Origin of the sequence: Clostridium estertheticum subsp. estertheticum, assembly GCF_001877035.1 — a bacterium.
Classification (GTDB): Bacteria; Bacillota; Clostridia; order Clostridiales; family Clostridiaceae; genus Clostridium_AD; species Clostridium_AD estertheticum.
Genome location: NZ_CP015756.1, coordinates 3091953 through 3114972, shown reverse-complemented (window position 1 = coordinate 3114972; position 23020 = coordinate 3091953). Strand labels below are relative to the sequence as shown.

At 32.1% G+C, this 23020-nt stretch carries 28 protein-coding genes; all 28 read left to right on the top strand.

The genetic code is table 11. The features are described 5' to 3' along the window. The first annotated feature begins 89 nt into the window (after nt 1-89). The 28 genes from A7L45_RS14475 (at nt 90) to A7L45_RS14345 (ending at nt 23017) form a co-directional block, all read left to right on the top strand. Nucleotides 90-485 (top strand): hypothetical protein, encoded by a 396-nt coding sequence (locus tag A7L45_RS14475; protein ID WP_236900453.1) that lies wholly within the window; start codon nt 90-92, stop codon nt 483-485. Nucleotides 486-598: 113 nt separating this feature from the next. After that, nucleotides 599-829 (top strand): transposase, encoded by a 231-nt coding sequence (locus A7L45_RS24240; RefSeq protein ID WP_338132988.1) that lies wholly within the window; start codon nt 599-601, stop codon nt 827-829. Nucleotides 830-943: 114 nt separating this feature from the next. Continuing rightward, nucleotides 944-1144, top strand: coding sequence for a hypothetical protein (locus A7L45_RS24235; RefSeq protein ID WP_338132987.1), 201 nt, complete (start codon nt 944-946; stop codon nt 1142-1144). A 674-nt stretch (nt 1145-1818) separates the two neighbouring features. After that, nucleotides 1819-2166 carry a flagellar basal body rod protein FlgB gene (flgB, locus tag A7L45_RS14465; protein WP_236900490.1) on the top strand — a complete coding sequence of 116 codons (348 nt, stop codon included), beginning with the start codon at nt 1819-1821 and terminating at the stop codon, nt 2164-2166. A 4-nt stretch (nt 2167-2170) separates the two neighbouring features. Continuing rightward, entirely contained in the window at nt 2171-2605 is a 435-nt protein-coding gene (gene flgC / locus A7L45_RS14460) for a flagellar basal body rod protein FlgC (protein ID WP_071613447.1), read from the top strand. 12 nt (nt 2606-2617) lie between these two features. Then, the gene (gene fliE / locus A7L45_RS14455; RefSeq protein ID WP_071613446.1) at nt 2618-2923 is read left to right on the top strand and encodes a flagellar hook-basal body complex protein FliE; all 306 of its coding nucleotides are present in this window, start codon (nt 2618-2620) and stop codon (nt 2921-2923) included. 15 nt (nt 2924-2938) lie between these two features. After that, nucleotides 2939-4495, top strand: a complete 1557-nt coding sequence (gene fliF, locus A7L45_RS14450) for a flagellar basal-body MS-ring/collar protein FliF (protein ID WP_071613445.1) — start codon at nt 2939-2941, stop codon at nt 4493-4495. 6 nt (nt 4496-4501) lie between these two features. After that, complete coding sequence (gene fliG / locus A7L45_RS14445) at nt 4502-5515, top strand: flagellar motor switch protein FliG (RefSeq protein WP_071613444.1); 1014 nt, start codon at nt 4502-4504, stop codon at nt 5513-5515. Next, the gene (locus A7L45_RS14440) at nt 5505-6251 is read left to right on the top strand and encodes a FliH/SctL family protein (RefSeq protein WP_071613443.1); all 747 of its coding nucleotides are present in this window, start codon (nt 5505-5507) and stop codon (nt 6249-6251) included. The genes fliG and A7L45_RS14440 overlap by 11 nt, the downstream gene beginning before the upstream one ends. Nucleotides 6252-6268: 17 nt before the next feature. Then, nucleotides 6269-7576, top strand: a complete 1308-nt coding sequence (gene fliI / locus A7L45_RS14435) for a flagellar protein export ATPase FliI (protein ID WP_071613442.1) — start codon at nt 6269-6271, stop codon at nt 7574-7576. Between the two features lie 49 nt (nt 7577-7625). Then, a complete protein-coding gene (fliJ, locus tag A7L45_RS14430; protein WP_071613441.1) occupies nt 7626-8078 on the top strand; it encodes a flagellar export protein FliJ in 453 nt (150 codons plus the stop codon). A gap of 56 nt (nt 8079-8134) precedes the next feature. Beyond that, the gene (locus tag A7L45_RS14425; protein ID WP_071613440.1) at nt 8135-9661 is read left to right on the top strand and encodes a flagellar hook-length control protein FliK; all 1527 of its coding nucleotides are present in this window, start codon (nt 8135-8137) and stop codon (nt 9659-9661) included. A 40-nt stretch (nt 9662-9701) separates the two neighbouring features. Next, nucleotides 9702-10388 carry a flagellar hook capping FlgD N-terminal domain-containing protein gene (locus tag A7L45_RS14420; protein WP_071613439.1) on the top strand — a complete coding sequence of 229 codons (687 nt, stop codon included), beginning with the start codon at nt 9702-9704 and terminating at the stop codon, nt 10386-10388. Between the two features lie 34 nt (nt 10389-10422). Continuing rightward, on the top strand, nt 10423-10845 hold the full coding sequence (locus tag A7L45_RS14415; protein ID WP_071613438.1) for a TIGR02530 family flagellar biosynthesis protein: 423 nt from the start codon (nt 10423-10425) through the stop codon (nt 10843-10845). Between the two features lie 75 nt (nt 10846-10920). Beyond that, on the top strand, nt 10921-11916 hold the full coding sequence (locus A7L45_RS14410; protein WP_071613437.1) for a flagellar hook-basal body complex protein: 996 nt from the start codon (nt 10921-10923) through the stop codon (nt 11914-11916). A gap of 27 nt (nt 11917-11943) precedes the next feature. Then, nucleotides 11944-12135 (top strand): flagellar FlbD family protein, encoded by a 192-nt coding sequence (locus A7L45_RS14405; RefSeq protein WP_071613436.1) that lies wholly within the window; start codon nt 11944-11946, stop codon nt 12133-12135. Between the two features lie 11 nt (nt 12136-12146). After that, nucleotides 12147-12959, top strand: coding sequence for a motility protein A (locus A7L45_RS14400; protein WP_071613435.1), 813 nt, complete (start codon nt 12147-12149; stop codon nt 12957-12959). Continuing rightward, the gene (locus tag A7L45_RS14395) at nt 12952-13686 is read left to right on the top strand and encodes a flagellar motor protein MotB (protein WP_071613434.1); all 735 of its coding nucleotides are present in this window, start codon (nt 12952-12954) and stop codon (nt 13684-13686) included. The genes A7L45_RS14400 and A7L45_RS14395 overlap by 8 nt, the downstream gene beginning before the upstream one ends. Further along, a complete protein-coding gene (locus A7L45_RS14390) occupies nt 13683-14138 on the top strand; it encodes a flagellar basal body-associated FliL family protein (RefSeq protein WP_071613433.1) in 456 nt (151 codons plus the stop codon). The genes A7L45_RS14395 and A7L45_RS14390 overlap by 4 nt, the downstream gene beginning before the upstream one ends. Before the next feature lie 8 nt (nt 14139-14146). Further along, the gene (locus A7L45_RS14385; protein WP_071613432.1) at nt 14147-14527 is read left to right on the top strand and encodes a flagellar biosynthetic protein FliO; all 381 of its coding nucleotides are present in this window, start codon (nt 14147-14149) and stop codon (nt 14525-14527) included. Then, nucleotides 14511-15335 carry a flagellar type III secretion system pore protein FliP gene (gene fliP, locus A7L45_RS14380; RefSeq protein ID WP_071613431.1) on the top strand — a complete coding sequence of 275 codons (825 nt, stop codon included), beginning with the start codon at nt 14511-14513 and terminating at the stop codon, nt 15333-15335. Before A7L45_RS14385 ends, fliP begins: the two co-directional genes overlap by 17 nt. A 10-nt stretch (nt 15336-15345) precedes the next feature. Next, nucleotides 15346-15615, top strand: a complete 270-nt coding sequence (gene fliQ, locus A7L45_RS14375; protein ID WP_071613430.1) for a flagellar biosynthesis protein FliQ — start codon at nt 15346-15348, stop codon at nt 15613-15615. Between the two features lie 11 nt (nt 15616-15626). Then, nucleotides 15627-17462: a fused FliR family export protein/FlhB family type III secretion system protein gene (locus A7L45_RS14370; protein WP_071613429.1), complete on the top strand. Its 1836-nt coding sequence runs from the start codon at nt 15627-15629 to the stop codon at nt 17460-17462. Nucleotides 17463-17477: 15 nt separating this feature from the next. Continuing rightward, entirely contained in the window at nt 17478-19544 is a 2067-nt protein-coding gene (gene flhA, locus A7L45_RS14365; RefSeq protein WP_372445220.1) for a flagellar biosynthesis protein FlhA, read from the top strand. After that, entirely contained in the window at nt 19541-20764 is a 1224-nt protein-coding gene (gene flhF / locus A7L45_RS14360; RefSeq protein WP_071613427.1) for a flagellar biosynthesis GTPase FlhF, read from the top strand. The genes flhA and flhF overlap by 4 nt, the downstream gene beginning before the upstream one ends. After that, nucleotides 20758-21618, top strand: a complete 861-nt coding sequence (locus A7L45_RS14355; RefSeq protein ID WP_071613426.1) for a MinD/ParA family protein — start codon at nt 20758-20760, stop codon at nt 21616-21618. Before flhF ends, A7L45_RS14355 begins: the two co-directional genes overlap by 7 nt. A gap of 13 nt (nt 21619-21631) precedes the next feature. Then, complete coding sequence (locus A7L45_RS14350) at nt 21632-22276, top strand: flagellar brake protein (protein WP_071613425.1); 645 nt, start codon at nt 21632-21634, stop codon at nt 22274-22276. Between the two features lie 12 nt (nt 22277-22288). Then, nucleotides 22289-23017 carry a FliA/WhiG family RNA polymerase sigma factor gene (locus tag A7L45_RS14345; protein WP_071613424.1) on the top strand — a complete coding sequence of 243 codons (729 nt, stop codon included), beginning with the start codon at nt 22289-22291 and terminating at the stop codon, nt 23015-23017. The last annotated feature ends 3 nt before the right edge of the window (nt 23018-23020 follow it).

The window sequence follows — 23020 nt, the reverse complement described above, 5'->3', positions numbered from 1 at the left end:
TAGAACATATATATAGCAACGTAGTGTAGAATAATGAATCGATATTGGTGGATGAAATATTATTTTAATCTTAGTTTATATATGATATAATGATAGCAAAAGATCTAGGCGGTGAATTTATGGATAAGGAAATATTAGATATTCTAAAAGAAATGCAAAGTGATATGAAATCAATGCAAAGTGATATGAAATCAATGCAAGGTGATATGAAATCAATGCAAGGTGATATTAAATTAACACAAAGTGATATTAAATTAACACAAAGTGATATCAAATCAATTAAAATAACCCAAGAAGAACACACTCAAATACTTAGAGCTTTAGAACATAAAACTGATGTTATATCAGCAGAGCAGGAAAATTTAAAGCATGAAGTATTAGAAATTAAAGGTGAAGTTAAGAGTATGAGAAAAGATTTGAGTAGTGTTGAAATTATAACAGCAAATAATTGGTCGGATATTGCAAAACTAAAGGCTATAGGATAATATTAATCATTCGCAAGCACCACAGGGGTGTAAATCTTAAGCACCCCTGTGGTGTAAATCTTTGTGGATTTGGCAATAATTAACAATACTCAAATAAAGTGGAGGTTATTGTTATGCCAACTATAAAAAGAAAATGGTATCCGGGTGCAAGCTATCATGTTACCGCAAGAGGTAATCATAGAAATGATATTTTTAAAAATAAAGAGGATTTTTTGCATTACTTAACATTGATGAAAGAAACGTTGGATTACTATATGTATGACAAATATGAGGTAATAAGTTATTGTTTAATGGATAATCATGTGCACATATTAATTAGAACTGAAGAAAAGCCTTTAGGATAATTTATAGGAAGAATACATAGTAAATATGCGAAGTACTATAATAAAAAATATAACTATATTGGGCATTTATTTCAAGATAGATATTATTCTGAACTTATAGAAACAGATGCTCAAATGCTTGAAGCAAGTAGATATGTACATTTAAACCCAGTGAGAGCTAAAATGGTTAAAAAACCTGAGGCTTATGAATGGAGTAGTTATCTTATCTATATGAGTGGTGGGAAAGAAGGGTTTGTTTGTAGCAATAGGATATTATCTTACTTTAAAGATAAGAACAGAGAATTATATAAAAGTTATGTGGAGTCTGGAACTTAGCACCCTAGGAGTGTAAAATATGGATGAGGGTTACCCCAGGGGTGAAAAAGAAAAAGAAAAAAACATGGGAATATGCAAAATTACGGTTCACCAAGGGCTGTAATTTTTTTTGCGTTTACCCCAGGGGTGTAACTCTTAAAAATTTATTTTATAATTTTGCAACTTAAACTCGAAAAATGCGTATTTAGTATTGAGTATTGATTTATGTTAAGGATGAAGATTATATTTTTAACAAAAAAGCATAAATATGACAATAAAAGCACGGATATCATATGTATGTATTAATTATACTAATTAATACATACACAAATTACAACAATAATGTATAATATAATAATAATATGTAATCAAATCATAATTTAATAAAACGTGACAATTAATAATTATAAACCTTGAGATAGGTACTTCGACAGTAAAATGGAGTAGCTTAGAATTTAAAATTGAATTTGTTGAAATTAAGTTAAAAAAAATATTCACTAAAATGATAAAATAGTATATAATAATACTTGTGAGGTGGAATATATTATCTTTAAAAACATATTACGACAATTTATGCGGGACATTAAATTGAAATTACATATTTTATATCTAAATCTAAATTAAGGGGGATGATGATTTTGAATATAATTGGAGGTTCTACAAGTGGAGATACATATAGTTTACTTAAAAAAAGTATGGATGCCTCTGCACTTAGAAGTAAAGTAAGTGCAAATAACATTGCAAATATTAATACGAAAAACTACAAAGGGCTTTATGTTACATTTGAGGAAACATTAAAGGATAACATGACAGCAGATACAATGAAAACCGATAATAGTAAAGATATTCAAGCAGGTAATAGTAATGACCAAATTACAGTAAACAGAGATGAGAGTACTAGTGCAAGGCAAGATGGTAATAACGTAGATATAGATCTTGAGATGACTAATCAAGCAGCAAATACTTTAATGTATGCTGCCCTTGTTAGTCAAGTTAATAGTAAGATTTCACTTACCAGTTATGTTATAGGGGGGGGCAAATAATATTATGAATGATGCATTTATGGGGATGAGGATAAGCTCTAGTGGACTGGTAGCGGAAAGATTAAGGATGGATACAATATCCTCTAATGTTGCGAATGCAACTACTACTAGAGGCGAAAACGGAAAACCCTACATAAGAAAGATAGCTGTATTTCAAGAAAATTTACAACAAGAATTAGATAAAACTACGAGTACATATAAAACAAGTTTTAAAGGGGTTAAGGCTGTGGGAATAGAAAATGATCCGTCTGCTTTAAGGCGTGTCTATGACCCATCACACCCAGATGCTGATAAAGACGGGTATGTGAGTATGCCTAACGTAAATATTTTGAATGAAATGGCAGATATGATTGCATCTACAAGAGCATATGAGGCAAATGTAAGTTCTATGACTGCTCAGAAAAGTATGTTTTCTAAAGCATTAGAAATAGGTAAATAGGAGAGTGTTTTTATGAACATTAATGCAAGTGCAAATGTAAGCAATACAGCGGTTCTTAATGATGTTAAAACGAATGCTGTTAATACTGAAAATTCTGGTACTAGTTTCTTGGATACATTAAAAGAAAAATTAGATGGAGTTAATGATAAACAAATTGAATCTGATGATCTCACTCAAAAGTTTATAAAGGGTGATGAAAAAGATGTACAGAAGGTAATGTTATCTACGGCAGAAGCTAAACTGTCTTTAGAAACCGCTGTACAAATTAGAAATAAACTTGTGGATGCCTATGATGTATTTAATAGGATGCAGATATAGGAAGGGAGCAAGAATATGAGCAAGCTACTTGAAGTGAGAAATAAATTCTCGCAAAGTTGGAGTAACTTAAGCAGAAATAAAAAAATAGCTTATAGCATACTTGTGGGAGTAATCCTAATAGCTATTATCTCTTTTATAGTAGCATCCTCGCAAACTAAATATGCTGTGTTATATTCAAATTTGTCAACAGAAGATTCAGGGACAATTGTTACACAGTTAAAAACTGATAAAGTTAGCTATAAGGTAAGTGGAACTAGTATATTAGTACCTAAAGATCAGATTGATAGCCTTAGAATGACGCTTGCGTCAGAGGTTAAACTTACGGATGGAAGTAAGGGATTTGAGCTTTTTGATAGTAGTAAAATGGCACCTACGGATACAGAAACTAAAATTATGTATCAAAGGGCATTATCTGGTGAGATTGAAAGAGCTATAAAGTCATTCCCAGAAGTAGAAGGAGCTAAGGTTAATTTAGTTATGCCAGAAAGCACTGCTTTTGTTAAAGAAACAGATCCGGCTACAGCATCGGTTGTATTAAAACTTAAATCAGGGACTAAACTTACTAATGAACAGGTAAAAGCAATAGTTTCATTATTAACTGGATCTGTGCAGAATCTTCCAAAGGAAAATGTGAGTATAGTCTCCGATGACTTTAAACTTTTAACTGAAGGGTTATACGACAAGGAAAAGAAGACATTAACTGACTCTACCGATGATCAACAAGCGCTTCAAGCACAAATTGAGAAGAATATGGAAGAGAAGATAATGAAAGTACTTGAGCCTGTATATAAAGACGGAGTGAAGGTATCTGTTAATTCAGAACTCGATTTTGATGCGCTTACAAGAAAATCCACAACATATGGTAAAACGGGATCAGTCGTAAGTTCACATGATACTGAAACTTGGAATGGTGGTACAAGCACCGGTTTATCAACTAGTCCAGTGGATAATGCGACGCAAAATACATCGCCAACGACTAATAAAGATGGAAACATTGTGGTAAAAGATAGTACAAAAAATTATGATGTGTCACAAACAGTTGACAATGTAGTAAAGTCTCCTGGTGCAATTAAGAAACTTACTACTTCGGTAGTACTTGATGGCAATTTGGATGCAGCTACTAAGACTTCTGTAAACAATTTAGTTGCACAAGCTATTGGATACTCTGGAGCTAGAGGAGACACTATAAGTATAGAGGGGTTGTACTTTAATACGGCTGCTAAAAAAGCTGCTCAGCAAGCACTACTTGATATAGCAAATGCAGATAAGGCGGCAGCGTCTAAAATATTATATACTCGTATTGCAATAGGTGCTTTAGCTGTTCTGATATTAGTTATAGTAATATTTGTAATTCGCAGGTCAAGAAAGAAGGAAGAAATAACTACAGAGGGAATTGACATGATGATTGGAGATGAAATTCCTCCAAAACAGGAAGAGATTTTTCCAACTATTGAATTTGAATCTAAGGATAAAAAATCTAGTATGGAGAATCAAGTTAAAAAATATGCTGCTGATAAACCAGAACAAGTTGCAGATATAATTAAGTCTTGGCTGACAGAAGATGAGAGGTGATAAGTAGTGGCTAAAGGTGAAAAACTTTCGGGAATTCAAAAAGCAGCTATATTATTTATAACTTTAGGGCCGGACGCATCATCGGGTATAATAAAAAAATTGCCAGAAAAAGATATACAAAAAATAACTTATGAGATTGCAAATATTAATTCAGTTAAACCAGAACTTAGGAAGTCAATTTTAGAGGAATTTATGGAAATGAATAAAGCTAAGGATTTTCTTTTAGAAGGTGGAATTGAATATGCAAAGAATTTGTTAGGAAAGGCATTGGGTTCGCAAAGAGCAAAGGAAATTTTAGACAAAGTTATGGAAGAAACTCAACAATATAGACCATTTGCCATAGCAAGGAAGGCAGATGCTCATCAACTTTTAAATGTTATAGCAAATGAGCATCCACAAACAATAGCACTTATTATGTGTTATATGCAGTCGGATAAGGCTGCTCAGATAATGGCAGAGTTACCCCTTGATCTGCAAAGTGAAGTATCTTATAGAATTGCAACTATGAGCAGTATTTCGCCTATGGTTATAAAAGAAATTGAAAAAGTTTTAAATGGTAAACTATCTTCTGTAATTAGAACAGATAGTGCCGTAATTGGTGGAATAGAATCTCTAGTTGAAATTCTAAATCAAGTTGATAGAACTACAGAAAAAAATATCACAGAGGGTCTTGAGAGAGAAGATGCAGAACTTGCAGAAAAGATTAAAGAATCTATGTTTGTATTTGAGGATATTATTACATTGGATGATGTTTCAATACAAAGAACATTAAGAGAAATAGATACTAAGGATTTATCTCTTGCATTAAAAGGATGTTCAGAAGAAGTTGCAAACACTATATTCAAGAATCAATCTAAGAGAGCAGCAGCATCTTTGAAAGAAGATATGGAATTCCTTGGACCAGTAAGACTTATGGATGTAGAGAAAGCACAACAAAAAATTGTTGGCATTTTGAGACGTTTAGATGAGGCTGGAGAAATAGTTCTTTCAAGAGGCGGTGAGGAATCGATTGTCATTTAATGTGATAAAAAATTCGAATGTCATAAAGCAGGGTGAGGAAGAAATAAGCACTCATTTAAGTGCAAAACCTTTGCCCAAAATTATGGATGAGCAGCAAGTTATAAAAAATGATAATATAGAAAATTATGAAACTCTTGCTAGCAATATATTACAAAATGCAAGACACGAAAGTGAGAAAATAATTTCAAAATCAGTCATTGATGCTGCAGAGGCGAAAATTGGAGCAGTTAAAGAAGGGCTTGAACAAGGAAATAAAGAAGGTTATGAAAATGGGTATAATGAAGCAATTAGCGGCGCAACGCAGGAGGCAAACGTTGTACGGGCACAAGCAGATGATATGTTAAAGCTTTCAAAATCTAAGTATGATGAGTTCTTGATAGAGAAAGAAAAGCATATAAAGGATCTAATTGTAAGTATAGCTGAGAATATATTAAAAAAAGAAGTAAAAGAGCCAGATGCAATAAATGAGATGATTTTTAATACTCTAAAAGCTGAAAGAAATATAAAATTATATATTATAAAAACTAATAACACCCATTTTGATGATGTGAAGGGCCAAGTTGAAAACTGGAAAGCTAAACTTGCATTTCAAGGTGATATATTTGTAATAGAAGATAATTTCTTAGAGGATGGAACTGCTGTTATAGAAAAAGAAACAGGGAAAAGTATTGTGAGTATATCTTATGGTATAGAAAAAATAGTTGATATGTTTAAGGAAGAACAATTACAAGTATAAAGAGGGTGAATGATTTTATGGTATCTCTAAATTTTGAGTATTTAATGAAAAAGATTCCTGATATTAACTACACTTACTGCGAGGGTGTGGTGAAAAATGTTATAGGACTTACAATTGAGGTACAGGGAATAACAGCATTTGTAGGTGAAGTATGTAACATTTATAATATATCAAACGAAGAGATACCCTGCGAAGTTGTTGGTTTTCGTGAGAAGGACGTAATACTCATGCCGCTTGGGGAACTAGTGGGTATATCACCTGGATGCCGAGTAGTGCCAACTGGAAATCCACTTAGTGTTAAGTGCTCAGATGAATTATTTGGAAAGGTTCTAGATGGGCTAGGAAATCCATTGAATGGTGATGAGATTACTAAATACACAGCATATTCTTTAAATACATCTCCTCCAGATCCTTTAAAGAGACGTAGAATAAAAGAAATTCTGCCTACTGGAGTTAGGGCGATTGATGGTTTCTTAACTTGTGGGGAAGGTCAAAGAGTTGGTATATTTGCAGGCAGTGGAGTGGGTAAAAGTACAACTCTTGGGATGCTTGCAAGAGGGGCAAAAGCAGATGTAAATGTTATTGCACTTATTGGTGAAAGAGGACGTGAAGTTCGTGATTTCCTAGAAAAGGATTTGGGGATCGAGGGAATGAAAAAATCAATTATAGTATGTGCAACCTCTGATAAAGCGGCCCTGGTAAGATTAAAAGGTGCATTTACAGCGACTGCTATTGCAGAATACTTTAGGGATCAAGGTAAAAAAGTAATTCTAATGATGGATTCAGTAACAAGGTTCGCTATGGCACAAAGGGAAATTGGACTAGCTATTGGGGAACCTCCAGCAAGTAAAGGATATACTCCGTCAGTATTCGCAATGTTACCTAAGTTAATGGAACGCAGTGGAATGTCTGATAAAGGATCTATTACAGCTTTTTATACAGTGCTTGTAGATGGTGATGATTTTAATGAGCCAATAGCAGATGCAGTACGTGGAATACTTGATGGTCACATAGTTTTATCAAGAGCACTTGCTGGTAAAAATCATTACCCTGCCATTGATGTCTTAAATAGCGTTAGTAGATTGATGTCTGAAATCACTACGCCTGAGCATAAAAAGGCTGCATCCCTTGCAAGAGACTTAATGGCAACTTATAAAGATTCTGAAGATTTAATAAATATTGGGGCTTATGTAAAGGGCAGTAGTGAAAAAATTGATAATGCAATTAAGTATAATGATAGTATAGAAGCTTTTTTAAAGCAGGATACAAATGAAAATACAGACATTAATGTTAGTTTAAGTGTACTCCAAAATATGTTTGAATAGATGTTTCAAGTGAGTCTCTTGGGGATGTTTTTATGGAAGGAGTTTTTATATGAGCGGAGCGTACAAGTTCAGACTTCAAAAACTTCTCGATATTAGACAAGATTTTGAAGATAAAAGTAAACTTGAATTTAAAGAAGCACAAAGAGAAAAAAATATGGTAGAAAAAGAGCTGAATAGTCTAAAAGAAAATTATTCGGCCCATAGGAATATTGATGCTTATGAATCAATTATACAGCAGAAAATTAAGCAGAATTATTTGAATGCTTTGAATTATTCAATAGATAAAAATACTATAGTACTTGAGGATAAAGGGAAGATATTAGAGCAAAAAAGAGAAAAATTAAAGTTATGTCAAGTTGAAAAAAAGACTGTAGAAATTTTGAAAGAAAAGCAGAAAATTTCATTTTTAAAAGAACAAAATTTAATAGAACAAAAAAGTAATGATGAGTTTGCACTTTTTGCTTTTATTAGAAATAATACAAGGATTCATGGAAATAAATAGACTTATATGTTAATGGTTATTTATTTCCATAAATGTTATTAAAGGAGGTGAGAAAAGTGAATGTTAATAATAATGTAATAAATTACAATAATGCTCCTACTAAAGTTGATACGCCAAAACAACCAGAAAGAAAAGAAGAATTTAAAAAAGCCTTAGATGATCAAACACTAAAATCTAAGAGTTTTTCAAATGACGATGTTAATAAAACAAACAACAAAGAAGAAAATTTGGATGAAACAAAGATAAAAAATTCAGATGAAACAAATAACGAAAATCAGAAGGAGAGTGTTGGTAAAACTACAGCAGAAGATAAAAAAAAGGGTTTAGATGATTCTGATACTGGTGGTAAGGTAAGTACAGATACAAACAGCACTATAGAAAAAGCAATTAAAACACTAAAGCAAAACACTGAGGAACTACCAAAAGACTCGCTAGAAGATGTTGATATTAAGATAAACAATACTTTAAAAAAACTTATTGATTTATTAAAGCAAAATATTAAGAAAACATCAGGAGAATCAGCAAGCACCGAAAAAACAACTGATCAAATGGAACAAATTCAGCAGTTATTACAATCTTTAACTGTTATGATTCAAAGTACTGATAAAACTGCAACTACTAAAACTTCAGGAACTGAACTTAATTCTATTAATTTAGAAGAATTAGTAGGTACAAAAAAATTGACACCTGAAACAAAGACTACGTTGAAGAACAATCTTAGTGAAATATTATCATTACTAGAAAACCCAAAAGAAAATACAAAAATGTCTTCTGAAATGCTTGCTATGCTTCAAAAGCTAACTACGCAGGTTAAGGATATAAAATCAGATTTGAATTTATTAAAAGTACCTACTCCTGAAACTAACAGCGATAATAGTGAGGATAAATCAGTAAAAGATAATTTAATAAAAATGTTGAAGTCGCAAAACACAAAGTCAACTTCTGAAAATATTTCTAAAAATCAAAATCAGAGTTTAAGTGATAACAAAAAAGACAATAAATCTTCTGGTAATAGCTCTTCTGAGGAAAAATTTCTTAATAAGTTGCTAAGTGGAGATAAGGACGATGTGAAAATATCAAAAGCAGTTAATTTTATGAATCAATTTCAAACTGTGAAAACTTCAGATGTTTCCAAAGTACTAAGTGCAAATTTAGTAGTTGATAAAAATAATTTTCAAGCTGATGTAATTAAATCTGTAAAATTCATGGAAATTAATAATATAAAGGATTTAACAGTGAAAATGAATCCTAGAGAACTTGGAGAAATTACAATAAAACTTACTATGGAAAGTGGAATTATGAAGGCTAGTATATTGGCTCAAAATAAGGAAACTTATAACTTGTTAAATAATAATGCTTCGGACATTCAAGATAGATTGAAAAGTATGGACATTAAAATTCAAAGCTTAGATATAAACGTATATGAGGATTCAACCTTTTTTAACAAGAACTCTAGTGGAAACAATAACAATAATAATGGAAAACAAGATAACAACTCAAAAACTAATGTGGATATAGACGATGATGTTGATATAAGTAGTAACTATGTTATAGAAGATAATCAAGTAAATAAGTTTGTTTAATTATGCTTAGATAAAAATCAATATTTAAGAGGTGATATTAATGGCAACTGAGGTTACAAAAACTTCAAATGAAGCACTAAAAAATTTAAGTACAGCACAAACAAGTTCAGCAAGGGCTACAGATCGTGGAACTGCAATTGTAAAGAAAGGTGCAGCAATGGATCAGAATTCTTTCCTTAAGATACTTTCAGCAGAACTTAGTAACCAAGATCCGACGGCGGCTAAAGACGGTACAGAATTTGTAGCTCAAATGGCACAATTTGCTGCACTAGAACAAATGTCAAATTTAAATAGCAATGTGACTTTTGGAAATCAAACTTCGCTAGTGGGTAAGATGGTAGCTTTTGATAGTTATAATGATAAAGGTGTTCAATACGGGGGAACTGTCCAAGCTGTTTATAAGAAGTCAGGTAAAAACTACATGGCAGTACAATTGATAGATGGCACTACAAAAGATTTTCCAGCTGACACTTTATCAGATGTTATAGATGTATCAAACGCTACATCAGATTATTTAAATAACAATACAGCATTTTCTGCGGCTATAAATTTAATGGGTAAACAAGTTACAACAAGAGCTTTAGGGGATGCTAAAGTAGCTTATACAGGAAATGTTAAAAGTGTGGCTAAAACTACAACAGGAATTAATTTAACTATTTCTTATCAAGAGAATAGTAAGGATGTCACTAAAGATATAAGTTATGATGACATTTCAAAAGTAGGATAAAAAATTAATTAAGATCGTAAGGTGAGGCTTAAATATGTCTTATAGAGTAGTAAATGGTAAACTATATTCAGCTGCAGACTTTACTGGGTATTCAAATGTTGCTTTACAAAATAAAAGTACTATAGTTAACAAAGATGCTAGTAGCTTAAGTAAAGATAAAAGTGCATTTAATAATATTTTAGATAAACAGGTAAAAAAAGAAGAATGTTTTACCATATCATCTCATGCAGCGCAAAGGCTTAATAGTAGAAATATAAATTTAGATGATGCTGATAGGAAGAAAATTAATGAGGGAATAAATATGGCGGATAGTAAAGGTGCTAAACAATCCTTAATACTATATAAGGACATGGCTCTGATTACAAGTATTAAAAATAGGACTGTAATTACCGCAATGGATAAAAATCAAAGCACAGGAAATGTAATAACAAATATAGATAGTGTAGTTATGATATAAGCTGGACCTTATAGGGAGCTTAACTTTGTGGAATGACGGAAGCAAAGTGATTACTAAAAAAATGGAGGTATTATTATGTTAAGATCATTATATGCTGGAATAAGTGGAATGAAAGCAAATCAGACTAAGTTAGATATTATAGCAAACAACATAGCTAACTGTGGAACTACAGCGTTTAAAAGCTCCAGAGTTAGATTTCAAGATATGGTAAGTCAAAGCATGTCTGATGCATCTTCATCATCAACAAATACAGGTGGAGTTAATGGAAAGCAAGTAGGACTAGGAGTGCAAATTTCAGGAATAGATACTATGGTAGGTCAAGGCATGATGCAGCCAACGTCTAGGAATTTAGATGTTGCTATGGATGGCGAAGGTTATTTAATAGTTGCTACTGGAGCTATTGGAGGGAGTGTATCATTGGGTGACGATCATAAAATTGATGCAACTAAATCTAGTGGATTTGATATTTCTTACACAAGAGATGGAGCTTTAACACTAGATGATGCAGGTCATTTATTAACATCAGATGGGCTTAGAGTTATGGGTTACTCTGTAGGTGGTAGCTTAACTAACGCAAGTGATGGTACAACTGCCACAATATTTGTAGATGCAAACGGCAAAACGGCGCCAACGGCAGCGGGTGGTCTTATAGCATTATCAATACCAGACACAATAGGAACAGGTACTGATGCAAAAAAGGTGAAATCTTTTTCAATAGAAAAGGATGGAACTATTAAAGCTACGTTAGAGGGTGATGGTGTAACTGTAATTGGACAGATTGCTATGGCATCCTTTAATAACCCAGCAGGATTAGGAAAGGTTGGTAAAAATTTATATACAAGTACTTCTAACTCAGGACAAGCGGTGGTTAGATCAGGATTAGGAGCTACTACTAATGACAACAGCAAAGCCTACGGCAGTATGCTTTCTGGAATGCTTGAAATGTCAAATGTTGATCTAGCTGAGCAGTTTACAGATATGATAGTTGCAAGTAGAGCCTTCCAGGCAATGGGTAAGACAATTACCACAGGAGATGAGATACTACAGGATATAATAGGTCTAAAGAGATAGAATAAGTAAAGTATCATAGGAGGGCCCATGATAAAACTTACAGGTTTAAATAATAAAGAATTTGTCTTAAATGCAGAGGTTATAGAAAAGATTGATATAATGCCAGAAACGCTAATAACTTTAACAAATGGAAAAAAATATATTGTGATTGAAAGTACAGATGAGGTAATTGCAGAGGTAATAAAGTATAAGAATAGGATATTTACTGGCAAGTTTTAGGAGGCAATTGCATGAAGAAGCATGATTTTTTGACCACTATTGGAATAGTGATAGGATTTGGGTTAACGGTATGGGGGATGGCATCTGGTGGAACTAACTTAAAAATATTTTTTGACCCAGCTTCTATAGCAATTACTGTGGGTGGATCATTTGCTGCACTGCTTATAGCTTATCCTATTTCAGCAATGAAGAGAGTTACAAAGGTTATAAGACAATCATTTAAAGAAAACACATCATCTAGTACAGAAATCATTGATTGTTTTATAAGTTTATCTAAAAAAGCAAGACAAGGCGGACTTTTATCTCTTGAGGATGACATAGCACTATTGCCTGATAAATTTTTAAATAAAGGAATTCAAATGGTTGTTGATGGTCTAGACCCTGAAACAATAAAAGAAGTTATGGAGCTGGAAACGGATGAAATGGAAAGGCGCCACGAGGATGGGATTAATATGTTAAAAGCTTGGGCAGCTTATGCGCCAGCTTTTGGTATGCTTGGTACACTTATAGGACTTATTCAAATGTTATCAAGTTTAAGTGATGCCTCGGCAGTAGCTTCTGGTATGGGTAAAGCATTAATAACTACCTTCTATGGTGCATTACTTGCAAATTTAGTATTAATTCCTATGGCACATAATTTAACCTATAAATCTAGTATTGAAGTAAATAATCGAGAAATGATGCTTGAGGGAATACTTTCAATACAATCTGGAGTAAATCCACGCAGTGTTAAGGAAAGATTAACGACTTATTTATCACCGGCGGATAGAATTAAGTTTATTGAAGAGCAGGCGAAAGTAGTTGAGGTGAGTGAGAATGTCTAGAAGAAAGAAGATTAGACCAGAGATACGAACCGATACGTGGCTCGCTACTTTTGCAGATACAATGACACTTCTTCTAACTTTTTTCGTAGTATTATATTCTTTTTCAACAGTTGATGCAACTAAGTTTAAACAAGTTGCATCATCTTTTCAATCTGTATTAACGGGTGAAACGACAAAAAGCAGTTTGAATTTTAATGTGAAAGATGGAGATGTTCCATTAGTTGGTTTACCATTACAATCTGGAGCAGCAGGTAGTGATACACAAAGTATTTATAAAAAGGTTCAAAGTTTCATAAAAGATAAAGAATTAGGGTCAATAGTTGAGATAAAAACTGACAATAGGGGTGTTATAATTCAACTTCGTGAAAATATTATATTTGAGAGTGGTAATGCAGAAATTATAGATAAAAGTAAGTCAGTATTAAATTCAATAAATGCACTAATATCTACATTTCCTAATGATATTGTAATAGAAGGACATACAGATAATGAACCAATTAGTAATTCTAAATATAAAAACAATTGGCAATTATCTTCAGATAGAGCGCTACAAGTACTTGAGTATTTTGTGGTGACAAAGGGTCAAGCACGTCCAAACCGATTTAAATCTATAGCTTGTGGTGAGTATCAACCTATTGCAGCAAACAATAGTGATGCTAATAGAGCTTTAAATAGAAGAGTAAATATTTTAATTGTTGCAAATGATAAGGAGGTCATTACGAAATGAGTGAAAAACCAAAAAAAGGGAATTCGTTAAAATTAGTTATTATAGTATTACTCGGACTAATTGTAGTTGGGGGGGCAACCTTTGGCGGTATGATGTTAGCTGGCAAAAAAGGAGCAACGCCTACTACAACAACTAAGGCAGTAGAGACAAAAGAGGCAACTTATTCATTAGATGAATGCTTAGTCAATTTAACAGATAGTGATGCAAAAAGATACCTAAAGGTATTGGTTTATGTTGGGTATGGGGAAAATGAGGAATTATCTACAGAACTAAAAGAACAAAAGCCAGTTATTAGGGATTTAGTTATTAAAATTCTTAGATCTAAGAAAACAACTGATTTTAGTGATGCTGGTGTTGATCTTATAAAAAAAGAGATAATAGCTAAAATAAACCCAGTTTTAACAAAAGGTAAAGTAGATCATATATATTTTAATGATTTATTGGTACAGTAGGTGATATTATGTTAGATAAAGAATTTTGGATGTTTATGTTTAAAATTATAATATTTTTACCTTTCATATTATTTATGTTGTATTTATCCTTAAAATATGGAGGAACAAAACTTCGTAAATTGCAAGATGGTAGATATATGAGGATACTCGATAGAATTTCTTTATCTAAGGAAAACAGTATTGCGGTTGTAAAAATTGGTGATAAAGCCTATGCTGTATCATCAAGTTTAAATGATGTTAAAATTCTATTTGAATTACCTAGCGAAGAAATTATAAAAATAGAAAAAATTAAAGAGCTACCTCAATATGAAGACATGAAGGATTTATTCAAAAAACATATTTTTAAAAAGCAAACTAAAGAGGAAGTTAGATATGAAAATAAAAAATAAAAATTTGTTTGTTTTTGCTCTGGCTCTTGCTATAACAGGTATAGCGATGATAAGCATTGTACATGCAACTACAATACCAGTACCTAAAATTAATATTTCGGTTGATAATGCGAGTACACCAAAGGAGTATGTTGATAATATTAAGTTATTATTACTTCTAACAGTACTTACTTTATTGCCATCAATTATTATAATGTCTACAAGTTTTGTAAGAATAATTATAGTGTTATCATTATTCAAAAGTGCTATAGGTATTCAAAATGCAGTACCAAAAGAGGTTATAATTGGACTTGCTCTATTTTTAACATTTTTTACTATGGCTCCGACATTTACAAAAATCAATAGTGAGGCTTTAACTCCTTATTTAAACAGTAAAATAACTCAAAAGGTTGCAATTGAAAAAGGTTCGAAACCCATGAGGGACTTTATGTTAAAACAGACTAGAGCAAAAGATTTAAAACTTTTCTTAGATGTAGGTAAATTACAGGATACAGTTAAAAATCAAGTTGATGGTAATGGAAAAGAAATACTTAAAAATGGAAAACCTGTAGTTACATATGACAAAGTACCATTATATGCTGTTGTGCCATCATTTATAATAAGTGAATTAAGACGAGCTTTTGAAATGGGATTTTTACTGTTTATACCGTTTATTATAATAGATATAGTAACAGGTAGTATACTTATGGCTATGGGGATGATGATGTTACCACCAGTTATGATTTCTCTTCCATTTAAATTATTGTTATTTGTTATGGTTGATGGATGGAATTTGCTTGCAAAAGCGCTGATTATGAGTTTTAGTTGAGGTGAATTAAATGACAGAGAGTATTGTATTATCCGTAATAAAAGATGCTATCTATACTGCAATAATGATATCTGCTCCAATTTTAGTTGTAGCTACTGTAGTAGGGCTAATAATAAGTATATTCCAAGCTACTACTCAAATTCAAGAGCAAACATTAACTTTTGTGCCAAAACTCGTTGCAGTAGCACTAATTGGCTTATTAATGGGTAGTTGGATGCTCCATATAATGCTTGATTTTACTACTAGGATTTTTGCACTTATAGCTAATATGGGAGGTTAGGTGGAATTGTTTTGACTAATATGGCTTACTATTTAGGCTTTATCATGGTACTTCTTAGAATATCAGCATTCTTTATGAGTATACCAATTTTCTTCCCCAAATCTGCCCCTGCTTTGCTTAAGGTCGGATTTTGTGCTGTTTTCACTTTTATAATTATGCCAGGAATTAATTATCAAAATGTGAATTTAATTACTAATAATGGAACGCTCATAATATTTTCACTAGCAGAGGTTGTTACTGGTTTAATGCTTGGGTACTTAACAAAGTTTTGTTTTTACTCTGCGCAAATGGCTGGGCAACTTATGGATTTCCAAATCGGATTTTCTATGATGAGTATGTTTGATCCCATATCTAACGAGAATGTTACTTTACTAGGGAATTTGCTTTATTGGGTAAGTATGGTAATGTTTTTTGTGGTGGATGGCCACCATATGTTAATTAGAGCGATTATTGATTCATTCAATAATGTTGAAATTGGGAAATTTATATTATCGCAGCAAACATCTATGATGATGCTGAAAGTTTTCATAGAGTTTTTCACGCTTGGATTAAAAATAGCAATACCGATTATTTTAATAATTATCATAACAGATTTAAGTATTGGGCTTGTTTCAAGAACAGTACCACAATTAAATGTTATGATTTTAGGTATGCCAATAAAAATAGTAATAGGACTTGCTTGTTTTTCATTAGTGCTTCCTGCGGCGATTACTTTAATAGTGAATTCTTTTTACACTATTCCAGATATAATCAAGGGGCTTTATAAAGTAATACCACTACTTGTTTTTGTCTCATCTGATAGTGGTGAAAAAACTGAAGATGCTACTCCTAAGAAGAAAAGTGACTCAAAGAAAAAGGGTCAAGTTGCTAAAAGTAAGGAATTATCTTCTACCACAACACTACTCACAGTAACAATTCTGATGATGACGCTTGGGGCATATACTCTAGACAATTTAAAAGGTATAGTAATTCTTTTCTTAAACAATTATTTAACATTTACACTTACTGAGTATACTTTTAAAACTGTGCTTTTAGTATCAGTTATGAAATTTGGTATTTTAATTTTGCCGATTGTGGTTCCTATTATGATAATGGGAATAGTTGCAAGCCTTATGCAATCTGGATTTATATTTACAGGTGAACCACTTAAACCAGATCTTAAAAAACTAAATCCTATAAGTGGGTTTAAGAAAATATTTTCCATGAGATCAGTGGTGGATTTAATTAAAAATTTAACTATAGTTACTCTTATATCAGTTATAGCTTATAAATTTGTTAAAAATAACTATATGCAAATAATGAATTACGGGAGCTTAAAAATAGAGGCTATTTTGGCGGCCTTTGGAAGTCTAGTTATAGATATATTTTTTAAAATAGCAATAGTTATGCTTATAATATCTGTAATTGATTTCGCTTATCAAAAATATAAACATAATAAAGAACTAAAAATGAGTATGCAGGAAATTAAGGAAGAATATAAGCAACAAGAAGGAGATCCGCAGATTAAATCAAAAATTAGGCAGAAACAAAGAGAAATGGCGTCTGGTAGAATGATGCAAGACGTACCTGATGCAACAGTTGTCATTACAAATCCGACCCACTTAGCTATTGCAATTAAGTATGAGCAAGGAGGGGATGGAGCACCTATAGTTGTGGCTATTGGCGCAGATAACGTTGCAATAAAGATAAAAGAAATTGCAAGTGAAAATGATATTCCAATTATTGAAAATAAACCTGTAGCAAGGTTAATATACAAGGAATTAGAGGTAGGCTCAGAAATACCAGCTGATATGTATCAAGCAGTAGCAGAGATATTGGCATTGGTATATAAACTGAAGAAAAAATAGTAAAGGATGATATTTGTGGCTGAAAAAGCAAAATTTAAGATAAAGAATAATTTGGACGTATTAGTTGCATTTGGAGTAATCGCAATAGTTCTTATGATTATTATTCCATTACCACCCAAACTTCTTGATGTAATAATTGCATTTAATATTACACTCGCAGTTGTGATTTTATTATTAACAATGTTTACGACAGAAGTTTTGCAATTTTCAGTTTTTCCAACATTATTACTTATTACCACACTTTTAAGGTTAGCGCTAAACATTTCATCTACAAGACTTGTATTAACACAAGCTTATGCAGGAGATATTATAGAAGCGTTTGGTGAGTTTGTTGTTGGTGGTAATTATGTAGTCGGAATAATTATTTTCTTAATAATAATAATTATACAGTTTGTTGTTATTACAAGCGGTGCTGGGCGTGTATCAGAAGTTTCTGCTAGATTTACGCTAGACGCTATGCCAGGTAAACAAATGAGTATAGATGCTGATTTGAATGCAGGCGTTATAACTGAGGAACAGGCAAGAGAGAGAAGAACAAAGCTTCAAGATGAAGCTAGTTTCTATGGAGCTATGGATGGAGCTTCAAAATTCGTAAAAGGAGATGCAATAGCAGGTATAATTATTACTATAATTAATATCTTCGGTGGGATAATAATAGGGGTAGTAATGCTTGGTATGCCAATTGGGACAGCTGCAACTACTTATGTTAGGTTAACAGTTGGAGATGGACTTGTAAGTCAAATACCAGCTCTTTTAATATCAACTGCATCAGGTATTTTAGTTACTAGATCTGGTAGCACTGTGAATTTGGGAACCCAAATAACATCGCAACTTACTACATTCCCAAAAGTTATTGCTTTAGCATCACTTGTGTTAGTAGTTTTGGCTTGTATTCCAGGAATGCCACATATTGTTTTCATAATACTAGCTATTGCTATGGCAACCAGTGCTTATTTCTTGAATAAGGATGAAAAAGATCAAAAGATAATAAAATCAGAAACTGAAGAACAAGAATCTTTTGAAACAGAAAATAGAGAACCAGAGGATGTAATGAACTTGATTTCTGTAGAACCTATGGAGATAGAGATAGGTTATGGATTAATACCACTTGCCGATGAAGCTACAGGTGGAGATTTGTTACAAAGAATAGCATCGGTAAGAAGGCAATGTGCACTCGAGATGGGAATTGTTGTACAACCTATTAGAATTAAAGATAATTTGCAACTAAAAACAAATGAATACGTAGTTAAGATAAGAGGTACTGTAATAATAAAAGGTGAATTAATGCCAAGTATGTTACTTTGTATTGATCCAAGTTCAGAAGACATTACTATTCAAGGTATTAATACTGTTGAACCAACCTTTGGATTACCAGCAGTATGGATAAATAATGATCAAAGAGAAGATGCTGAAATCAAGGGGTTAACAGTGGTAGACCCAACTACTGTAATGGTAACTCATTTAACCGAAACTATTAAGAATCATGCTTTCGAACTTCTAGGAAGGCAGGAAACTAAATTATTAATTGATTCGGTTAAAGAAAAATATAACACCGTAGTTGAAGAATTAATACCAGATCTTATGACTATTGGTGAAGTACAAAAGGTTCTTCAAAGTCTTCTTAAAGAAAAGGTAGCTATAAAGGATATGGTAACTATTCTAGAATCTCTAGCAGATAATTCGAGAATAACAAAGGACATAGAAGTATTAACAGAGTATGTACGTTTTTCACTTGGACGAAGTATATGTAATGGGCTAATTGACGAGAATGGTGTTATGACAATTATGACACTTTCACCTGAAATTGAGAATATTGTATCAAATAATATTCAAAAATCTCTTCAAGGCTCTTTCCCGGCAGTTGATCCAGAGACAACTTCCAAAATATTAAATTCTATTAAAGAAAATATTAATACAATTTATTTTCATAATAACCAACCAGTAATACTTGTATCTCCTAAGATAAGACCAGCATTCAGAAGGTTAATTGAAATGGTATTTCCTACAGTATCTGTGCTTTCTCTTAATGAGATACCAAATGAAGTTGAGATTAAAACTGAAGGAGTCGTGACTCTACAATGATTATAAAACATTATATAGTTAATACCATGAATGAGGCCATGACAAGAATAAGATATGAATTAGGAAGAGATGCGGTAATTATAAGCCAAAGGAAAATTAGAAAGCCAGGAATAAAGGGATTCTTTTCTGCAAAAAGTATTGAAGTTACCGCTGCAGTTGAAAATGAAGTAAATGAAAAAAAACAAAATACAGTAAATGATAATGACAATGGTCGAAATAGTAATGAATTAAATAACATAGAACTAAATAGTATAGAAGCAATAAAAAAAGTTGTGCAGCAGGAAAATGAAAATGTAAACCATTCAAGAGTGGTCCAAAAACAAAATAACAGTGTACATAAAGATTCTAATCAAAGTGATAATAATTCAGAGAATTTAATGAGTGAAATGATGAAAATGAAAACTATGATTAGTGAGCTCTCTCTCGAGAGAGAACTCTCTCAAGTTGGCAAGCCAATGGAAAATCAAAAGAGTGACATAGAAGAGATATTATTTGATAATGATGTAGATAGTGAAAATATTGAGAATATAATCAGGAAAATTAAAAATGATAAGACTGAAAAAACAGATTTTGAAAAATCAAAAATTATATTAAAAGAAATGATTCATATAACCAAACCAAAACTCCAAGGTAGAATAGTGCTTGTAGGTCCAACGGGTGTAGGAAAAACTACAACTATAGCAAAACTTGCAGGTAAGCTTGCTCTAGCTGAGGGAAAAAAAGTAGGGCTGATTACTGTAGATACTTATAGAATAGGTGCAGTAGAACAGTTAAAAGCTTATGCTGATATTATGAACTTGCCTTTCAAAGTTGTATATAATATGAATGATATGGACAAGGCAATAAAAAGTATGAGTGAATGTGAGGTAGTGTTAATTGATACTACAGGACGAAGTAGTAAAAATAAAATGCAAATAGCTGAACTTCGAACATTTGTAGAAAAAGCAGATACTAAAAATATCCATTTAGTTCTAAGCTCTACAACTAAAAATAGAGACATGAAATATATTATTGAAGGATATCGAATTTTGAATTATAGTAGTATAATAGTAACTAAATTAGATGAAACTTCCACATATGGATCTATACTAAATATACTAGAAATAGCTAAAATACCTCTTAGTTTTGTGTCAATTGGTCAGAACGTACCTGATGATATTAAAGAGTTATCTGCTGATTCAATTGTTAGCCTTATACTAGGAGAGGATACCATATGCTAGACCAAGCACAAATACTCAGGCAGATGGCAAAGAAAAATGATAACAAGGTGGATTTGCAACCAAGAATTATAACTGTTACATCAGGTAAAGGGGGCGTAGGTAAAAGCAATATAGTAGTGAATTTATCTATAGCACTTCAAAAAATGGGCAAAAAAGTTATGATTTTTGATGCGGATATTGGTATGGGTAATGATGATATTATAATGGGATGTTCATCAAAATATAGTGTATTTGATGTTATAAGTAAAGGCAAAGAAATCGAGGAAGTGGTTTTAACAGGACCATTTGGTGTAAAACTCCTTCCAGGAGGTTCAGCTCTTACAAAGGTTGAGGATTTGACAGAAGTTGAAAGAAATATATTTTTAAATAAGCTTACAGCTTTAACGGGACTTGATTATATAATAATGGATACAGGAGCTGGTGTAAATAAAAGCGTTTTGGGTTTTATTGCTTGTTGTGAAGATTTAGTAATTGTAACAACGCCAGAACCTACGTCGCTAACTGATGCTTATAGTTTACTCAAGGCTGTTAAGCATTTTGATATTAAAAATTCTGCTAAAGTTATAATAAATAGGTCCCTAGACAATAATGAAGCTGATTTGACATTTAAGAAATTTAATAATGCTGTTATTAAATTTCTTGATATGAAACTTGAATATTTGGGTAAAATCGGTGAAGATAAGAAATTGTCTTATGCGGTAAGGCAACAAGAGCCTGTAATTGTAAGTTATCCGAATTCTGGGGCGGCTCAGGATATAAATAAGATTGCAAGTAAACTTGAGGGCACAAAGGATAAAGTAAGTGGTATTGGTGTAGAGGGGCTATTTAAAAGGATTTTCAGCATTTTTTCATAAGGGGTTGGGGTAGTTGATTAAAGTTGATTTTAAATTAAATAAGAAGCTAGAGATATTAGTTGACGAAAAATATTTTAATAGTAATGTTCAAGACGTAACAGAAGAGTACATAGCAATTAGCATTCCTACGAATTCAGGAGAGTATCTTCCATTGTCAAGTGGATCCATAATAGATGTAATATATTATGAAGAAGAAAATATTTATAAATTTTCATCTACAATTATAGGGCGTAAATTTGAGAATATCCCCATTTTACTCCTAGCAAAACCTGAGGAAATAAAAGAAATACAAAGAAGAAGATATGTTAGAGTACCATTAATAAAAGCTGCTAAATACATAAATCTTAAGAATGAGCCGAAAGTAAATCTTAGTACCATTGATAATAGCAAATATTTAAAGGCGGTAATTATTGATTTAAGTGGTGGTGGCATGAGGGTTAAGGTGTCAGAGGAAATTAAGGATAATGATTTTCTATTGGTAGCATTAACTGTTAACGAAGAAGAGGTACTTATTGTGGGGCAAACAAAGAGGAGAATAAAAGACGATGATGGTAGATTTATATGTGGTCTTAGTTTCGAGTTTTTAGATAACGCAACAAGGGAGCAACTTATTAGATTTATATTTCAACTTATGAGAAATCAAATGAAAAAAATTTGAGGAGGTTTTTAAATGTCCATAGCTAAAGCAGATGATATAAGAGAGCAAATTGTAAAAAAACATATACCTTTAGTTAAATATATTGCATCTAGAGTAATTATTGGAAAAACTAAATATGTTGAATATGAAGACCTAATTAGTTATGGTATGTTAGGCCTTATGGATGCTTTAGGAAAATACGATGCCACTAAAGGTATGAAGTTTTCAAGCTATGCATCAATAAGAATAAAAGGTGCTATGATAGATGAGCTTAGGCGTAATAGCCCAATATCTAAAGGAGCTATGGATAAGCTTAACAGATATAACGAAGCAATTGAGAATCTTCAGAAATGCCTATATCGGGAACCAACAAACCACGAAATTGCGAGTGAACTTGGTATTACAATAAATGAAGTTGCAAGCATTGAAAACAATATAAATTATATATCCGTAGTTTCGCTTGAAGATCTGATTTTTTCTGATGATGATGACATGCCACTTAGTGGTACTATTAGAGATAATAGGAGTCCAAGCCCTGAGGGAGCATTAGAACAAAAAGAGCAAATCGAATATTTAGCTTTAGGACTAGATAACGTTAAAGAAAAAGATAAACTTGTTTTAACCTTATATTATTTTGAGGGTCTTACACTTAAGGAAATAGGAAATATTTTGAGCGTATCTGAATCAAGAGTTTGCCAACTCCATAGCAGAGCTCTTATAAATCTAAGAAAGGCCTTAGTAAAACTTAAATATGATTTATAATAT

What these genes read in the sequence shown, in the direction of transcription:
- A7L45_RS14475 (WP_236900453.1), top strand. Translation starts at nt 90, where the DNA reads ATGATAGCAAAAGATCTAGGCGGTGAATTTATGGATAAGGAAATATTA.
- A7L45_RS24240 (WP_338132988.1), top strand. Translation starts at nt 599, where the DNA reads ATGCCAACTATAAAAAGAAAATGGTATCCGGGTGCAAGCTATCATGTT.
- A7L45_RS24235 (WP_338132987.1), top strand. Translation starts at nt 944, where the DNA reads ATGCTTGAAGCAAGTAGATATGTACATTTAAACCCAGTGAGAGCTAAA.
- flgB (WP_236900490.1), top strand. Translation starts at nt 1,819, where the DNA reads ATGGATGCCTCTGCACTTAGAAGTAAAGTAAGTGCAAATAACATTGCA.
- flgC (WP_071613447.1), top strand. Translation starts at nt 2,171, where the DNA reads ATGAATGATGCATTTATGGGGATGAGGATAAGCTCTAGTGGACTGGTA.
- fliE (WP_071613446.1), top strand. Translation starts at nt 2,618, where the DNA reads ATGAACATTAATGCAAGTGCAAATGTAAGCAATACAGCGGTTCTTAAT.
- fliF (WP_071613445.1), top strand. Translation starts at nt 2,939, where the DNA reads ATGAGCAAGCTACTTGAAGTGAGAAATAAATTCTCGCAAAGTTGGAGT.
- fliI (WP_071613442.1), top strand. Translation starts at nt 6,269, where the DNA reads ATGGTATCTCTAAATTTTGAGTATTTAATGAAAAAGATTCCTGATATT.
- fliJ (WP_071613441.1), top strand. Translation starts at nt 7,626, where the DNA reads ATGAGCGGAGCGTACAAGTTCAGACTTCAAAAACTTCTCGATATTAGA.
- A7L45_RS14420 (WP_071613439.1), top strand. Translation starts at nt 9,702, where the DNA reads ATGGCAACTGAGGTTACAAAAACTTCAAATGAAGCACTAAAAAATTTA.
- A7L45_RS14415 (WP_071613438.1), top strand. Translation starts at nt 10,423, where the DNA reads ATGTCTTATAGAGTAGTAAATGGTAAACTATATTCAGCTGCAGACTTT.
- A7L45_RS14410 (WP_071613437.1), top strand. Translation starts at nt 10,921, where the DNA reads ATGTTAAGATCATTATATGCTGGAATAAGTGGAATGAAAGCAAATCAG.
- A7L45_RS14405 (WP_071613436.1), top strand. Translation starts at nt 11,944, where the DNA reads ATGATAAAACTTACAGGTTTAAATAATAAAGAATTTGTCTTAAATGCA.
- A7L45_RS14400 (WP_071613435.1), top strand. Translation starts at nt 12,147, where the DNA reads ATGAAGAAGCATGATTTTTTGACCACTATTGGAATAGTGATAGGATTT.
- A7L45_RS14395 (WP_071613434.1), top strand. Translation starts at nt 12,952, where the DNA reads ATGTCTAGAAGAAAGAAGATTAGACCAGAGATACGAACCGATACGTGG.
- A7L45_RS14390 (WP_071613433.1), top strand. Translation starts at nt 13,683, where the DNA reads ATGAGTGAAAAACCAAAAAAAGGGAATTCGTTAAAATTAGTTATTATA.
- A7L45_RS14385 (WP_071613432.1), top strand. Translation starts at nt 14,147, where the DNA reads ATGTTAGATAAAGAATTTTGGATGTTTATGTTTAAAATTATAATATTT.
- fliP (WP_071613431.1), top strand. Translation starts at nt 14,511, where the DNA reads ATGAAAATAAAAAATAAAAATTTGTTTGTTTTTGCTCTGGCTCTTGCT.
- fliQ (WP_071613430.1), top strand. Translation starts at nt 15,346, where the DNA reads ATGACAGAGAGTATTGTATTATCCGTAATAAAAGATGCTATCTATACT.
- flhF (WP_071613427.1), top strand. Translation starts at nt 19,541, where the DNA reads ATGATTATAAAACATTATATAGTTAATACCATGAATGAGGCCATGACA.
- A7L45_RS14355 (WP_071613426.1), top strand. Translation starts at nt 20,758, where the DNA reads ATGCTAGACCAAGCACAAATACTCAGGCAGATGGCAAAGAAAAATGAT.
- A7L45_RS14345 (WP_071613424.1), top strand. Translation starts at nt 22,289, where the DNA reads ATGTCCATAGCTAAAGCAGATGATATAAGAGAGCAAATTGTAAAAAAA.